15 protein-coding genes are annotated in these 15,129 nt (G+C 70.8%); 6 read left to right on the top strand and 9 right to left on the bottom strand.

Features of this window, described 5'->3' with window-relative positions; translation table 11 throughout:
* Positions 1-103: 103 nt before the first annotated feature.
* Positions 104-3,088 carry a TIM-barrel domain-containing protein gene (locus ACFWN2_RS10620; protein ID WP_382426512.1) on the top strand — a complete coding sequence of 995 codons (2,985 nt, stop codon included), beginning with the start codon at positions 104-106 and terminating at the stop codon, positions 3,086-3,088.
* On the opposite strand, the gene ACFWN2_RS10615 is transcribed toward ACFWN2_RS10620, so the two are convergent.
* The gene (locus ACFWN2_RS10615) at positions 3,066-3,767 is read right to left on the bottom strand and encodes a FadR/GntR family transcriptional regulator (protein ID WP_382426511.1); all 702 of its coding nucleotides are present in this window, start codon (positions 3,765-3,767) and stop codon (positions 3,066-3,068) included. The two genes, ACFWN2_RS10620 and ACFWN2_RS10615, sit on opposite strands and share 23 nt — an antisense overlap.
* Before the next feature lie 124 nt (positions 3,768-3,891).
* Here ACFWN2_RS10615 and ACFWN2_RS10610 point away from each other — a divergent pair, with 124 nt between their 5' ends.
* Genes ACFWN2_RS10610 through ACFWN2_RS10600 form a run of 3 tightly spaced genes read left to right on the top strand, consistent with a single transcriptional unit; the run spans position 3,892 to position 7,940 of the window.
* Positions 3,892-5,199, top strand: coding sequence for an SLC13 family permease (locus ACFWN2_RS10610; RefSeq protein ID WP_382426510.1), 1,308 nt, complete (start codon positions 3,892-3,894; stop codon positions 5,197-5,199).
* 4 nt (positions 5,200-5,203) lie between these two features.
* Positions 5,204-6,610 carry an acyl-CoA synthetase gene (locus tag ACFWN2_RS10605; protein WP_382426509.1) on the top strand — a complete coding sequence of 469 codons (1,407 nt, stop codon included), beginning with the start codon at positions 5,204-5,206 and terminating at the stop codon, positions 6,608-6,610.
* Positions 6,594-7,940, top strand: a complete 1,347-nt coding sequence (locus ACFWN2_RS10600; protein WP_382426507.1) for a carboxyl transferase domain-containing protein — start codon at positions 6,594-6,596, stop codon at positions 7,938-7,940. Before ACFWN2_RS10605 ends, ACFWN2_RS10600 begins: the two co-directional genes overlap by 17 nt.
* Here ACFWN2_RS10600 and ACFWN2_RS10595 read toward each other — a convergent pair.
* Genes ACFWN2_RS10595 through ACFWN2_RS10570 form a run of 6 tightly spaced genes read right to left on the bottom strand, consistent with a single transcriptional unit; the run spans position 7,922 to position 11,695 of the window.
* Positions 7,922-8,086 (bottom strand): hypothetical protein, encoded by a 165-nt coding sequence (locus tag ACFWN2_RS10595; protein WP_382426505.1) that lies wholly within the window; start codon positions 8,084-8,086, stop codon positions 7,922-7,924. The two genes, ACFWN2_RS10600 and ACFWN2_RS10595, sit on opposite strands and share 19 nt — an antisense overlap.
* Before the next feature lie 16 nt (positions 8,087-8,102).
* Entirely contained in the window at positions 8,103-8,405 is a 303-nt protein-coding gene (locus tag ACFWN2_RS10590; RefSeq protein WP_382426504.1) for a hypothetical protein, read from the bottom strand.
* On the bottom strand, positions 8,402-9,577 hold the full coding sequence (locus tag ACFWN2_RS10585; protein ID WP_382426503.1) for a cation:proton antiporter: 1,176 nt from the start codon (positions 9,575-9,577) through the stop codon (positions 8,402-8,404). The genes ACFWN2_RS10590 and ACFWN2_RS10585 overlap by 4 nt, the downstream gene beginning before the upstream one ends.
* A 4-nt stretch (positions 9,578-9,581) precedes the next feature.
* The gene (locus ACFWN2_RS10580; RefSeq protein WP_382426501.1) at positions 9,582-10,055 is read right to left on the bottom strand and encodes a cation:proton antiporter regulatory subunit; all 474 of its coding nucleotides are present in this window, start codon (positions 10,053-10,055) and stop codon (positions 9,582-9,584) included.
* A gap of 9 nt (positions 10,056-10,064) precedes the next feature.
* Positions 10,065-10,712, bottom strand: a complete 648-nt coding sequence (locus tag ACFWN2_RS10575; protein ID WP_382426500.1) for a response regulator — start codon at positions 10,710-10,712, stop codon at positions 10,065-10,067.
* Entirely contained in the window at positions 10,709-11,695 is a 987-nt protein-coding gene (locus tag ACFWN2_RS10570; RefSeq protein ID WP_382426499.1) for a HAMP domain-containing sensor histidine kinase, read from the bottom strand. Before ACFWN2_RS10570 ends, ACFWN2_RS10575 begins: the two co-directional genes overlap by 4 nt.
* A gap of 697 nt (positions 11,696-12,392) precedes the next feature.
* Here ACFWN2_RS10570 and ACFWN2_RS10565 point away from each other — a divergent pair.
* The gene (locus ACFWN2_RS10565; protein ID WP_382426498.1) at positions 12,393-12,551 is read left to right on the top strand and encodes a hypothetical protein; all 159 of its coding nucleotides are present in this window, start codon (positions 12,393-12,395) and stop codon (positions 12,549-12,551) included.
* On the opposite strand, the gene ACFWN2_RS10560 is transcribed toward ACFWN2_RS10565, so the two are convergent.
* On the bottom strand, positions 12,529-13,182 hold the full coding sequence (locus ACFWN2_RS10560) for a winged helix-turn-helix transcriptional regulator (protein WP_382426497.1): 654 nt from the start codon (positions 13,180-13,182) through the stop codon (positions 12,529-12,531). The genes ACFWN2_RS10565 and ACFWN2_RS10560 overlap by 23 nt on opposite strands.
* A 122-nt stretch (positions 13,183-13,304) precedes the next feature.
* Here ACFWN2_RS10560 and ACFWN2_RS10555 point away from each other — a divergent pair, with 122 nt between their 5' ends.
* Positions 13,305-14,522 carry an MFS transporter gene (locus ACFWN2_RS10555; RefSeq protein WP_382426495.1) on the top strand — a complete coding sequence of 406 codons (1,218 nt, stop codon included), beginning with the start codon at positions 13,305-13,307 and terminating at the stop codon, positions 14,520-14,522.
* On the opposite strand, the gene ACFWN2_RS10550 is transcribed toward ACFWN2_RS10555, so the two are convergent.
* Positions 14,509-15,096, bottom strand: a complete 588-nt coding sequence (locus tag ACFWN2_RS10550) for a helix-turn-helix domain-containing protein (protein ID WP_382426494.1) — start codon at positions 15,094-15,096, stop codon at positions 14,509-14,511. The two genes, ACFWN2_RS10555 and ACFWN2_RS10550, sit on opposite strands and share 14 nt — an antisense overlap.
* Positions 15,097-15,129: the final 33 nt, after the last annotated feature.

The following is a 15,129-nucleotide window of genomic DNA, read 5'->3' as shown; positions in this document are numbered from 1 at the left end:
GGGCCAAGTGGCGTCTTGATCGCTCAACTTCGTCACGCCAAGGTGAGGAAGGTTCAGGTACCTGAACACCTCGGAAGCCGACGGCGTCAGACGAGGAGCACGAATGCGGAAACGCACGACGATCGTCCCTCTGCTAGCCCTTCTGGGTCTGATCCTCCCCGCACCCGCGACCGCCCAGCCGAACGGCACGGTCACCTCGGGGCAGGCCCGGTTCCAGATCCTCTCCCCCACCCTGATCCGGTCCGAGTTCGCCGGGGACCGCGCGTTTGAGAACCAGGCCACCTACAACGTTGTCAACCGCACCTTCCCACGCACGGCCTACAGCTCCCGCACCGAGAACGGCTGGCTGGTCATCACCACGTCGGCCATGACCCTGCGGTACCGCGTGGGTTCCGGGCCGTTCCGCGCGGACAACCTCGAACTGAAGACCGGTGGCACGACCGCGTCCCCGTGGCGGCGGGTGGTCTGTGCGACCGGGCAGTTGTGCGAGGCCGAGGACCAGCACCGCGAGGGGATGCTCGTCGCGGCGGACCACGCGGGTCACACCGGGTGGGGCTTCGTCGCCGGGTTCTCCTACGTCAACAACGGTGTCACGGCCACCGTGCGCGCGACCAGTGCGGGCAGGCACCGGGTCGTCGTGAAGTACGCCAACGGGCAGGGCGGCGACGGCAAGCACGAGAACCGCACGCTCGGCCTCAGCGTCGACGGGCAGGCTCCGCGCCAGATCACGTTGCCGAGGACGGCGAACTGGGACGACTGGCAGCAGGTCGCCACCGATGTCGACCTGTCGGCCGGTGAGCACCGCATCTCGCTCACGCGGGGCGCGGCGGACTCCGGCAACGTCAACGTTGACAGCCTCGCGCTGCTCACGGCGGGCCAGGCCTATCCCACCGCCAGAGCGGTCGACGACTGCCGGTTCGGCACCAGCTGCGAGGCCGAGAACGGCGCGATCAGCGGCGCGGCGAAGATCGCCGACGAGCACGCCGGGTTCGCGGGCACCGGGTTCGTCGCCGAACTGGTCGGCGGCACGCGGCTGACCCAGCGCGTGAGCAGCGTGCCGGCCGCAGGCACGTACCCGGTGGTGCTGCGCTACGCCAACGGCGTCGGTGGCGACGGCAAGCACGAACCGCGCACCGTGTTCCTCAACGGCCAGGCGATCACCCTGCCCACCACGGCGAACTGGGCGACGTGGGCCACGACCACGGCGCAGATCTCCCTGCCGGCGGGCACTTCCGACCTGAACGTCACGTGCCCGGACAGCGGCTGTCACGTCAACCTGGACACCGTCGGGGTCAACAACTCCGTGCAGCACCTGGCGCTCGGCGGGTACCGGCGTTCGCTCGACGGCTACACGGGCACCAGCGGCGACCCGAAGCTCTACCCCGGCCTGATGTACCGCGACGGCTGGTACCTGCTGGACGACACGGGTTCGGCTCTGCGCAACGGGACTCCTCGCGCGGACAAGGGCGCGCAGCCGTACCAGGACGGGTACGTGTTCGGCTACGGCCAGGACTACAAGGCGGCACTGGGTGATCTGGCGACGCTGACCGGCGGGCCGAAGTTGTTGCCGCGCTGGGCTTACGGCGTCTGGTACTCCGAGTACATCGACAGGACCGCGGCCGACTTCCGCGACCGCATCCTGCCCGCGTTCCGGCAGCACGGCGTGCCGCTGGACGTCTTGGTGGTGGACACCGACTTCAAGGGCCACAACCTGTGGAACGGCTGGCGCATGGACTCCTCCAAGTTCCCGGACCCGCAGGGGTTCCTGGACTGGGCGCACAGCGAGGGTCTGCGCAGCACGCTCAACATCCACCCGAGCATCCAGGGCGACGATCCGGACTTCGCGCAGGCCCAGGCCACCGCGAAGGGCAAGCTGGCCAAGGGGAACTGCGCGAACTGCTACCTGTTCGACTGGGGCGACCCGGACCAGCTGCGGGCGTACGTCGAGCTGCACCGCAAGATGCCGACCGACTTCTGGTGGCTCGACTGGTGCTGCGACGGCTCGGGCTCGTCGTTGCGCGGCGTCACGCCGGACACGTGGATCAACGAGCAGTACTCGAAGATGGGCGCGTTCGCGTTCTCGCGCGGGTTCGGTTCGCTGCAGGCGGGCGGGTACAGCGGCTCGGGGCCGCTGCCGACCGGGCCGTGGGCGGAGAAGCGCACGACGCTGCACTTCACCGGTGACACCTCGTCGACGTGGGGCGTGCTGAAGGGCACCATCGGCTACACCTCGGCCGAGGGCGTGTCGACGGGCATGTCGAACATCAGCCACGACATCGGCGGTCACAACGACACCACCGGGCTGCGCGGGTCGGAGCAGTACCTCGACAACGGCCAGCTCCGCTACACCACCAAGATGCCGGACGACATGTACGCGCGGTGGGTGCAGCTCGGCGCGTTCCAGCCGATCACGCGACTGCACAGCAACCACAGCGACCGGTTGCCGTGGCAGTACGGACCGGCCGCGCAGGCGTCGGCGACGAAGTTCCTGAACCTGCGGGAACGGCTCGTGCCGTACCTCTACACGCTGGCGGAGCAGGCGAACCGCACGGGTGTGCCGATGGTGCGGCCGGCGTGGATCGAGTACCCGGGCAGTCCCGAGGCCTACTCCACTGTGGACAGCCAGTTCCTGCTCGGCCCGGACATGCTGGTGGCGCCGATCACCACGCCGGGTGACGTGGGTTCCACGCGGGTCTGGTTCCCGCCCGGCCAGTGGACCGACTACTTCACGGGCCAGGTCTACCAGGGCAACACGTGGGCCACGGTCAGCGCGGGCTGGGACACCATGCCGGTGTTCCTGCGGTCCGGCGGGATCCTGGTGGAGCGCACGAACAACGTCACCAACGACGCGCAGAACCCGGCCAACGAGCTGACCGTGCACGTGACGGCGGGCGCGAAGGGCGAGTTCACCCTGTACGAGGACAAGGGGAAGCGCACCCGGCTCAAGCAGTCCGGTGACATCTTGACCGTGCAGTCGTCCACGTTCGCCAAGCGGAAGTGGACCGTTGTGGTGCACGAGAGCGACGGCTCGACCCGGACCGTGCAGAGCTCGGGGAGGCCGGTGATCAGTCTTCGGGCACCCAGGTGAGCAGCCGGACCTTCGCGACGGTCCGGACGTGCTTGCGCATCGCCGCGGCGGCCTTCTTCGCGTCGCCCGCGGCGATGGCCTCGTAGATCGCCGTGTGCTGCGCCAGTGACCGGGACGGGCGCCCCGGCTGGCGCAGCGACTCGGTGCGGCTCTCGGTGATCTGCTGGGCGATGGCCTTCATGAAGTCGGCCAGCAGCGAGCTGTGGGCGGCGGCGGTGACGGCGGCGTGGAAGCGGCGATCCCCTTCCACGCCGTTCTCACCGTTCTTGATCTCGTCGCGCATGTAGTCGAGCGCCGCGCGGATCGTCTCCAGTTCGGCGTCCGTGCGGCGTTCGGCGGCGAGTTCGGCGAGTTTGGTCTCCAGCGCCTCACGGGCCTCCAGCACCTCCGGGAGGCGCTTGCGGCGTTCGACGAGCTGCTCGACCGGTTCGACGTCGAGCGTGTCGCGCACCAGGTACGTGCCACCGCCGTGACGTGCCTCGACCAGGCCCTGGACCTCCAGCACCACGATCGCCTGCTTGACCGACGCGCGGCTCACGCCCAGACTCGCCGCCAGGTCGCGCTCGGCGGGGAGCCGGTCACCCGCGCCCAGCCCCGCCTCGGTGACGTGCGCGCGCAGCCGTTCGAGCACCTGCTCGTACAGGCGGGACTTCACCATGGGCCGGAGTGCCTCGGACATCGTCCCAGGATAACCGTCCAAGTGGCTCAGCCACTAGGCCACCTCTTGACAGCCACCGGAGGACGGGCGGAAAGTGGCTCATCCACTCAGCCACTGGGACAACCCAACGACGGGAGCCCTGCCCATGTCCGCCGAACTGATCTCGATACTCGTGCTGGTCGTGGTGTTCGTCATCGCCACGACGCGGTCGATCAACATGGGAGCGCTGGCCTTCGCCGCCGCCTTCGGTGTCGGCACGCTGGTCGCGGACATGAAGGCCGACGACATCTTCAAAGGCTTCCCCGGCTCGTTGTTCGTCGTGCTGGTCGGGGTGACGTTCCTGTTCGCCATCGCCCGCGCCAACGGCACCACGGACTGGCTGGTGCACATGGCGATCCGGCTGGTCGGCGGGCGGATCGCGTTGATGCCGTGGGTGATGTTCGCGATCACCGGCGTGCTGACGGCGATCGGCGCGGTGAGCCCGGCGGCGGTCGCGATCGTGGCGCCGATCGCGATGGGGTTCGCGGCCAAGTACAAGATCAGCCCACTCCTGATGGGCGTGATGGTCGTGCACGGCGCGCAGGCAGGCGGGTTCTCGCCCATCAGCATCTACGGCACGATCGTGAACGGCATCGTCGACAAGGAGGGGCTGCCGGGCAACGAGATCGTGCTGTTCCTGGCCAGCCTCGTGGTGAACCTGCTGATCGCCGTCGTGGTGTTCGTGGTGTGCGGCGGGATGAAGCTGGCGCGGCAGCCGCTGGACACGGCGGCGCTGGTCCGCACCGGCGGCGGTGGTGCGGGCGGCGACAGCGAGTCCGAGCCCGAGTCCGAGCCTGAGTCCGACGAGCGCATGACCCTCACCGCGCCCCGCATCGCCACCCTCCTCGGCCTCGCCGCCCTGGTGGTCGCCGCCCTCGTCTTCGACCTCGACGTCGGCCTCGCCGCGATCACGGTGGCCGTGCTGCTCAGCGTCGTGTGGCCGGAGACCTCCAAGCAGGCGATCAACCAGATCACCTGGCCGACCGTGCTGCTGATCTGCGGCATCCTGACCTACGTCGCCGTCCTGCAGAGCATGGGCACGATCAAGTGGGCGGGCGACTCGGTCGCGGGTGTCGGCGCTCCCCTGCTCGCCGCGCTGCTGATCTGCTACATCGGCGCGACCGTGTCGGCGTTCGCCTCGTCGGTCGGCATCATGGGCGCGTTGATCCCGCTGGCGGTGCCGTTCCTGTTGCAGGGCGAGGTGAGCGCGGTCGGGCTGATCGCGGCGCTGGCGGTGTCGGCGACCGTGGTCGACGTGAGTCCGTTCTCCACCAACGGCGCTCTGGTGCTGGCGGGTGCGCAGGACGTCGACCGCGACAAGTTCTTCAAGCAGTTGATGGTCTACGGCGGGATCATGGTCGCGGCGGCGCCGCCGCTGGTGTGGCTCGCCCTCGTCGTCCCGGGAATCTGGTGAGTTGATGTTTGCCTTGCAGTCGGACCGCGTCGCCCTCCGCTTCGGCGACCGCGCCCTCACCCACTCCGAGCTCGCCGGTTGCGCGGGAGCCCTGGCCCGGACGGTGTCCGGGCTCCCGCGGGTGGCGGTGTGGGCCACCCCCACGATCGAGACCTGCGTGGCGGTGGTCGCGGCCCTGCTCGCCGGGGTGCCCGCGGTGCCGCTCAACCCCAAGGTCGGCGAACGCGAGCTCGCGCACATCGTGGCGGACAGCGCGCCCGCCCTGGTGCTCGCGGCTCCCGGTGTCGAACTGCCCGCGGGACTGGCTTCGGTGCCACGCCTGGACGTGACGCTGGACGGTGCTTCCGACGAGGTGTTCGCGGATCCCGGCGACGAGGCTCCCGCGTTGATCGTCTACACCTCCGGCACCACCGGATCGCCGAAGGGCGTCGTGCTGCCGCGCCGGTCGATCGTGTCCACTTTGGACGCGGTGGCGGAGGCGTGGGAGTGGACCCCGGAGGACGTGCTGGTGCACGCGTTGCCGTTGTTCCACGTGCACGGTCTGATCCTCGGCGTGCTCGGCCCGTTGCGGCGCGGCGGCACGCTCCACCACCTCGGCAAGTTCTCGACGGCACAGGTCGTGGAGGCGCTCGACGGCGAGGGCACGATGATGTTCGGCGTTCCGACGATGTACCACCGGATCGCCGAGGAGGTCGGCGACAACCCCGCTCTCGCCGCCGCGCTGGGCAAGGCGCGGCTGCTCGTGTCCGGTTCGGCGGCGTTGCCGGTGCGCGACCACGAGCGGATCGCGGCCGCGACCGGGCAGCGGGTGGTCGAGCGGTACGGCATGACCGAGACGCTGATGAACACCAGCGTGCGCGCGGACGGCGACCGCAGGCCGGGCGCCGTCGGCGTGCCGCTGCCGGGCGTCGAGGTGCGGCTCGTCGACGACTCCGGTCTGACGCTGGACGACGTCGGCGCGATCGGCGAGATCCAGGTGCGCGGGCCGAACCTGTTCACCGAGTACCTGAACCGGCCCGACGCCACCGCGGAGGCGTTCGCGGACGGCTGGTTCCGCACGGGCGACGTCGGCACGCGCGACGAGGACGGCTACTTCCGCATCGTCGGGCGCAAGGCCACGGACATCATCAAGAGCGGCGGCTACAAGATCGGCGCCGGCGAGATCGAGAACGCGTTGCTGGAGCACCCCGCGGTGAAGGAGGTGGCGGTGACCGGCGAGCCCGACGACGACCTGGGCGAGCGGATCGTCGCCTGGGTGGTGTCGTCCGGCGCCGAGCCCTCCCCCGGCGAGCTCGCCGACCACGTGGCGCGCCTGCTCACGCCGCACAAGCGGCCGCGGGTGGTGCGGTTCGTGGAGTCGTTGCCGCGCAACGACATGGGCAAGGTGATGAAGCGTGCCCTCGGGACGTGAGACGGCCCGTGAGCTGATCGGCCGGGTGGCGGCGGCGTTCACGGAGCTGCCGGACGGCGACACCGCGTTCGACGCCAACGGCCCGCTGGCCTGGCCCGGCTACGGCGACCAGCTCTCCCGAGCCGCCGAGGTCACCGGCGAGCGCGAGTCCGTCGTCTGCGGCGTCGCGGACATCGGCGGTGTCACGGCCGTGGTGGTCGCGTTCGAGTTCGGGTTCCTGGGCGGCTCGCTGGGAACCCGCACCGGCGCCCGCATCGAGCAGGCCTTCACGCACGCCCGCGAGCTCCGCGTCCCGGTCGTGTCGCTGGTCGCGACCGGCGGCAGCCGCATGCAGGAGGGCACGCCGGCGTTGATGCAGCTGCCCCGCATCGCCCGCCAGCTCACGCTGACCCGCGAGGCCGGTCTGCCGCACGTCTCGGTCCTGCGCGACCCCACGACCGGCGGCGGCTGGGCGACGCTCGGCGCGGGTGCCGACGTCGTGCTGGGGCTGCGCGGCGCCCAGGTCGGGTTCGCCGGCTCACGGGTGCGGCCGCCGGGATACTCGGTGACGCAGCAGTTCGCGGCGGGGCTGGTCGACCAGCTGCTGCCGTCCGACGAGCTGCGCGGGCGGCTGGAACGCTGGCTGCGCCTGCTCACCTCCCTCTCGCCCGAGTCCGCGCCTGTCCCCGAAGCGCTCGGCGAGCCGGTGTTGCCGAAGACCGGGTGGGACGCGGTGCTGCGGGCCCGCGCGCGGAACCGTCCACGCGCCAAGGACTACCTCGCGAGCTACTTCGACTGGCACGAGCCGATCAACGGCGACCGCAGTGGTGGCGTTGATCCCGGGGTGCTGTGCGGGTTCGGGCACCGCGACGGCAGGACGATCGCCTACGCGGCGCAGTGCGGCACGGCCACCCGACCCGCCGGGTTCCGGACGGCGGCGCGGCTCCTCCGCCTGGCGAACCGGCTGGGCGTCCCGGTGCTCACGCTCGTCGACACGCCGGGTGCGGCCAACGACGCCGCCGCCGAGAAGGCCGGTGTCGGCGCGGCCATCGCCGACCTGTTCACCGCGGTCGCCGAGGCGCGCGTGCCGGTGACGACGCTGCTGGTCGGCGAGGGCGGATCCGGTGGCGCGCTGGCGTTCGCCGCGCCCGGCCGGACGTGGGTGACGCCGGACAGCTACCTGGCGGTCATCTCACCGGAGCTGGCGGCGGCGATCCTCAAGCGGGAACCGGGGCAGGCCCGGCAGACCGCCGACCAGCTGCGGCTGCGGCCGCAGGACCTGGTCGAGCTGGGCGTGGCTCGTGGCGTCGCCCAGCTCGGCAGGTCCGCCGATCAGGCGACGGCGATGTAGACGAACGCCAGGAGCGAGCTCGGGACGCAGATCGTCACGAGTCCGACGACGCCGTAGAACGGCTCTTTCTTCTGGACCATCGCGACCAGGGCGCCGACACCGGCGGCGACGGACGCGATGAGCAGCACAAGAACGACATACGACATGGGAAGTCCTCAAGGGTCAGGGGTACGTGGAGTCGGGAGCGGCCGCGTGCGGCGGCGCCCGGCTCGACCGGTGACCTGAGGTCGTTCCTTCGAAGCTCTCGGCAGCGGCCACGACGGCCGCCGCCGGTTCCGGCGGTGGGCACGGGCCGGTCGCGGTACCGGGCAGCGCCCAGCAGGCGTCGGGTGACCCGGTCGCGTGCACGTGAACGGCCGAGACCGGGGCGTTGAGCCCCGATCCCGGCTGGTCGGCACTGGTGTCTCGCGTGCTAGAGCCGACGAACGCCAGCAACAGGGCCAGCAGGAGCGCCGGCCACCTCACTGAGCCGCGGCCCTCCTGCGCAGGAAGAACTCGCCGACCGGTTCCACGTACCGGGCCGCGATCGGGCCGATGATCGCCATCAGCAGCACGTACGCGGTCGCGAGGGCGGCGAGCTGCTCGCTCACGTGCCCGGACGCGACCGCAAGACCCGCGATGACGATGGAGAACTCGCCTCTCGCGACCAGTGCGGCACCGGTTCGGGCACGGCCCATCGGCCCGATGCCCTGCCGTCGTGCGGCCCACCAGCCCGTGGCGACCTTCGTCAGCGTGGTGATCACGGCCAGCAGCACGGCCATGCCGAGCACCGGCGGGATCGTGCGCGGGTCGGTGTTGAGGCCGAAGACGACGAAGAACATCGCGGCGAACAGGTCTCGCAGCGGTTCCAGCAGACGTGTGGCGTTCTCGGCCGTGGAGCCCGAGATCGCGATGCCGAGGAGGAACGCGCCGACCGCGGCGGACACCTGCAGCTCCGAGGCGATACCGGCGACGAGCAGCGCGGAACCGAGGAGCTTGAGCAGGAACACCTCGTGGTCGGGACTGTCCACGATGGCCGAGATGACCCGGCCGTACTTGAGCGCCACCACCAGGACGATGGTGATCGCGAGCAGCGAGATGCCGACCGAGGTGAGTCCGCCGATGAAGCTGACGCCCGCCAGCACCGCCGTGAGCACCGGCAGGTAGACGGCCATCGCCAGGTCCTCGAACACCAGCACCGAGAGGATCACGGGTGTCTCGCGGTTGCCGAGCCTGCCGAGGTCGCCGAGGACCTTGGCGATGATGCCGGACGACGAGATGTACGTGACGCCGGCCATCGCCAGCGCGCCGACCGGGCCCCAGCCGAGCATCAGCGCGACGATCGCGCCGGGCGCAGCGTTGAGCACGATGTCCAGGACGCCGGCCATCCACGACTTCTTGAGACCGGTCGTGAGCTCCGACGCCGAGTATTCAAGTCCCAGCAGGAGGAGCAGCAGCACCACGCCGATCTCACTGGCGAGGTGGGTGAAGTTCTCGATGCCGTGCAGCGGGATCAGCCCGCCGGAGCCGAACGCGAGACCGCCGACGAGGTAGAGCGGGATCGGCGAGATGCCGAATCTCCAGGCGAGGCGGCCGAGCAGGCCCAGTCCGAAGAAGACCGCACCCAGTTGGATCAGCGCGATCGTTGTGTCGTGCACAGGTTCAGCCGCCCGTCAGGATGTCCGCGGCGGTGTCGAGACCGTCCGCGGTGCCGACGACGACCGCGAGATCGCCGTTCTCGAAAAGGAAGTCGGGGCCGGGCGACGGATGCGCGTTGCCCGCCCGCACGACGGCCACTATGGACGCGCCGGTGCGCGTGCGGAGCGCGGTGTCGCCGAGCGTGCGGCTCGCGAACGCCGTCACCGGCAGCTGGCGGGTGCTGATCCCGGCGATGTCGCGGTGCTGCCTGTCGAGGTGCGACACGAGCTGCGGCGCCCCGAGCAGCCCGGCGAGCGTGCCCGCCTCCTCCGGCGCGAGCGGGATCGACGCGGCGGTGGCGTCTGGATCGTCCTGTTTGGACAGGATGAGCTCGAACTTGCCGTCGCGGTATGAGATCACGCCGATCCGGCGGCCGGAACGGATGGAGAAGTCCTGCCTGACCCCTATGCCGGGCAGGGGCGTCACTTCGACGTTCACTCGAGTTTCCTAGGGTTCGATGAGCCCGGCGCGGATCGCGTACCGGGTGAGTTCGAGGCGGTCCTTGAGCCCGAGTTTCTGCAGCAGGTTGGCCCGGTGCCGCTCGACGGTCTTGACGCTGATCACGAGCATGTCCGCGATCTCCTTGGAGGAGTGGCCCTCCGCGACCAGCTTGAGGATCTCCTCCTCGCGGTCGGTGATCGCCTTGGCCGGGAAGCCGTTGCCCTCCTTGGCCCGGTCGAGGTAGTTGCGGATCAGCGAGTTCACCGCGCCGGGGTAGAGGAACGGCTCGCCGCGCATGGCACTGCGGCACGCCTCCACCAGGTCGCGGTCGGCGACGGACTTGAGCACGTACCCCGACGCGCCCGCCTTGAGCGCCTCGAAGAAGTACTGCTCGTTGTCGTACATGGTGAGGATGAGGATCCGCAGGTCAGGCAGCAGCCGCGACAGCTCGCGCGCGGCCTGCAGCCCGGTGAGGCGCGGCATGGCGATGTCGAGGATCGCCAGGTCCGGCTGGTCCTTGCGGGCCTTGCTGATCGCCTCGGCACCGTCACCCGCCTCGCCGATGACTTCGAGGTCGGGTTCGTTGTCGAGGATCATCCGGACGCCGCGGCGGACGAGCGCGTGGTCGTCCGCGAGCAGGATGCGCACGGTCATTCGCCCTCCCCCTTCGCCTTGACGGTGAGCCGGACCTCGGTGCCCCTGTCCGGCGCCGCGCCGACCTTCAGGTCGGCACCCACGAGCAGCGCGCGTTCCCGCATGCCCCGGATGCCCGCGCCCTCCTGGCTGTCGCCGATCCCCCGGCCGTCGTCCCGGATCCGGAGCTCCACGTGGGACGGTCGCGCCTTCAGGCTCAGCTCGGCCTCTTGTGCCTTCGCGTGGCGAACGGTGTTGGTGAGCCCTTCCTGCGCGACGCGGTAGACGACCAGCTCGGTCTCGGCGTCGAGCGGGGGCAGGTTCTTGTCGAACTTCCGCCTGATGGTGAGACCGGTCGGTTCGGAAATCTCGTTCGTGAGGGCCTTCAGCGCGCTGACCAGCCCGAGCTCCTCCAGCACACCGGGTCGCAGGCGGCGGGCGATGCGGCGAATCTCGTCCAACGTGCTGCGCGTGGTCTCCTGCACCTGCAGCAGCTCCTCGCGAGTCTCCTGCGGCGACTGGTCGGCCACCCGCTTCAGACTCAGCAACACCGCCGTCAACGACTGCCCCACCTCGTCGTGCAACTCCTGCGCCACCCTGCGCCGCTCCGACTCCTGCGCCGACAGCGCGATGGCCGAGCTGTACCCCCGCTCGGCCTCAAGCCGGTCGATCATGCTGTTGAACGTCGTGATCAGCTCCGCGATCTCCCCGTGCCCGGTCGCCTCCAGCCGCGGCCCCGGCTTCAGCAGGTCGATGGTGGTCATCGCCCTGGTGAGCCTGCCCAGCGGCGCCAGCCCCACCCGGATGAGCACGGCGTTGGCGATCAGCATCACCACCAGCCCCGACGCCAGCACGAGCACCTCACGCGACAGCGCGGGCGTCGACACCGTGGCGGGCCCGAACACGAGCAGCGCGGCCGCCACCACCAGGACCAGGGCGTTCAGCAGGAAGATCCGCCCGAACAACGACACGCGCGCCGCCTCTCCGTGATCACTTCCCGCCACGCCTGCGAGGCTGACTGGCGGGGGCGCCACGTGTCCATCCGTGGCAACACCCATGTTGGCGGGGATGTGGTGGGTGCGCCGGTCGGCGGGGTGGGGGTGGGTGCCGGGGTGGGGATGGTCACGGCGGGGCGGGGTGAGGTGGGTCTCGTGGTGGGCGGCCGGCGTGGGTGGGGGCGGCTGGCAGACAGGGCGGGGTGGGAGGCGGCTGGGGTCGCTGGGCGAGCGGCAGCAGGAACGGCGGGCGAGCGCGGGTGGAGCGGGGGCGGGCACGGCCGGGCAGGAGGCGGCTGAGGGTCGCCGGGCGAGCGGCAGCAGGGGCGGCGAGCAGCGGGGGCGGCGGGGCGGGCGCGGTTGGAGCGAGGGGCGGGCACGGCCGGCAGCAGCCGGGCGGCGGGAGCGGCGCGTGGGGCGGGGCTGGTGGCGGCGCCGTGGACGGGAGCGCGGCTGGCGGGGCACGGCTCGCGGCTGGTGGGCGCGGCTCGCGGCTGACAGGGCGCGAAAGTCGGTGCTGGCGGGCGCGGTCCAGCGGCAGTTCGCCGGTGCCCGTCACCACCGCCGTGCGGGGGCCAACACCCACGCCGGGTGTCCGTCACCCACCCACACCCACCACAAGGTTGGGGGCCGCACCCGATCGCCAAACCGGACAAAACCGACGCATCCTGGACCCGAGACGCCCTCGACCCCCAGGAGGCGCCCCATGGCCCCCACGACCCGCCCCCGCACGCGGACCTGGCCCTTTCACGTCGTCGCCGCGGCACTGGTGATCGCCGGCATCCTCATGCCGCACGCCCTGCTCATCGCCGCCGGGCTGATCCTCGCGGGCTCGGTGGCGCTCAGGCCTTCTTCGGAACGGTGAAGACGCGCAGGAACGTGGCGAGCAGCTCGCGGCGGCCCTTCAGTTCGAGCACGCCGTCGCGTGCCTGCGTCATGATCGCCCGGTAGGACGCCAGCTCGTCGTCGGCGAACGTCGTGATGATGATCAGGTCCGGCTCGACCGGGGCGGGGCCCAGGCCGGTGACCAGGGCGCCGTCGGTGATCACGGCGTGCACGACCACGTCGCGGACGTGGATCTCCCACGAGGCGGTCAGGCCGGACGCCTGCTCGGCCTGGAAGACCGCGCGCAGGTTCAGGACCAGACCCTCCGGCGTGACCACGTCGCCTCGTTGCGGTTCGCCCAGTTGCGGTGCGCCCCAGCGGGCCAGGGACAGCAGCACGGGTTCCAGCGACTGACCCAGCGGCGTTAGCGCGTAGACGACGCCTCGCGCGGGTGCGGGGGCCACCTGGCGCTCCACGATGCCCGACTGTTCGAGCTCCTTGAGGCGCGTGGCCAGCACGTTCGTCGGGATTCCGACCAGGCCGGTCTGCAGTTCGGTGTAGCGGCGCGGCCGCACGATGAGGTTGCGGACGATCAGCAACGCCCAGCGCTCGCCCACGAGCTCCAACGCCCGGGCGAGGCCGCAGTACTGGCCGAAATCGCGTCGCTTCACACCACTCACACTAGCAAGCTTGCGAAAACGCCAAAGACTTCGTGACGCAAAGCTCACTTGCAAAAAACAAGTGAACGGGCCTACGGTCGTGCAGCCCACTCCCCGGACTTGAAGGAAGTGCGATGACCGCACTGCTCGATCGCACCGACACGGCCGTGCGCCGGCCGTACCTGTCACGCGGCGTCGGCTTCGCGGGCATCTCGGCCGCGATGGTCGCGATCCTCGTGGCGGCCGGCGCGCCGACCCCGTTGCTGCCGATCTACCAGCACCAGTGGGGGTTCGCGCCGTGGGTGCTGACGCTCGCGTTCGGCATCTACGCGTTCTCGCTGCTCGTCGCGATCCTCGTGTTCGGGTCGCTCTCCGACTACGTGGGACGGCGGCCGCTCATGATCGCGGCGCTGGGCGTCGACCTCGTCGCGATGCTGATGTTCCTGTTCGCGCCCAGCATCGGCTGGGTCATCGCCGCTCGCGTCGTGCAGGGCGTGGCGACCGGCGCCGCGTCGAGCGCGCTCAGCGCGGCCGTGGTCGAGCTGGCGCCCGAGCGGTTCAAGAAGCTCGGCGCGCAGATGACCAGCATGGCGCCGCTCGGCGGGCTGGCGATCGGCGCGTTGTTCGCCGGGTTGCTGGCGCAGTTCGCGACGAACGCGGCGTTCGAGGTGTGGTTCGTGCTCGCGGTCGTCATGGCGGCCGGGACGGTCTTCGCGTACTTCACGCCGGAGACGGCCACGCGCAAACCGGGGGCCATCCGGTCTCTGAACCCGCGCATCTCGTTGCCCGCTCAGGTGCGCAGGCTCTACTGGACGACGGTTCCCGCCATCGTCGGCGGGTTCACGACGATGACGTTGTTCATGGGACTCGTGCCCGCGCTGCTGGTCGCGGTGTTCGGCGTGCGGAGCCCGATCGTCGGGTCGCTGCTGGCGTTCGTCGCGCTCGGAGCGTCCACTGTGGCCTCCGCGTTCTCCAGCGGTGTCAAGGCGCCGCGGCTGCGGTTCGCCGGCACCAGCGCGATGGTCGCCGGGGCGGTCCTGTTCGTCGGCAGCATCGGCGCCACCTCACTGCCGCTGCTGTGGGCGGCCGCGGTGGTGGGCGGCACGGGGATCGGCGCCTCGTTCGCCGGCACCACGCGCGGGCTCGTGCCCGAGGTCGCGCCGCACGAACGCGCCGGGCTGTTCACGGCGATCTTCTTCGTCGGCTACCTCGCGATGGGCACGTCGGCGATCGTCGCCGGGATCTTCATCGGCATCGCGGGAGCGGCGGCCACGGCCGTCGGGTTCGGTGTGTTCAACGCGGTCGTGACGCTGGCCGGCGTGGTCGCGATCGCGCGGTTCAACCGGACGTGATCTTGTCGGCGTGGACGTGCGTGCGCACGCCCTGCGGGTCGAACAGGATCAGCAGCTCGACCGCGCCGCCGTCCGCGCTGCCCAGCCAGTGCGGTTTCGCGGTGTCGAACTCGGCGGCCTCACCGGGCGGCAACGTCAGGTCGAGGTCGTCGAGCACCAGCCGCAACCGTCCATTCAGGACGTAGAGCCACTCGAACCCGTCGTGCGTCTGCAAAGTCGGCTCCAGCGGCAGAGAGACGGCCGGGATGAGCATCTTGAACGACTGCACCCCGCCCGGCCGTCGCGACAACGGCACGAATGTCATGCCGTACTTGCTGATCGGCTTGAGGTGGATGCGCGGGTCACCGGTCCGCGGGGCGCCGACGAGGTCGTCCAGCGGCACGTCGTAGACGCGCGACAGCGGCAGCAGCAGTTCCAGCGTGGCCCGGCGCTGACCGCTCTCCAGCCGCGACAGCGTGCTCTCGGAGATCCCGGTGGTCGTCGTGAGGTCGGCGAGCGTGATGCCGCGGTGCCGTCGCAACGCCCGCAGCCGCGCGCCCACCCCGTCGAGGACCTCTTCGGTTTCACGGTTCACGAACCCGAGCTTGCCACACCGGCAAGTTTTCGT

This window comes from Lentzea sp. NPDC058436 (genome assembly GCF_042721515.1).
Classification (GTDB): Bacteria; Actinomycetota; Actinomycetes; order Mycobacteriales; family Pseudonocardiaceae; genus Lentzea.
This window is presented reverse-complemented; position numbering and strand designations above follow the sequence as displayed.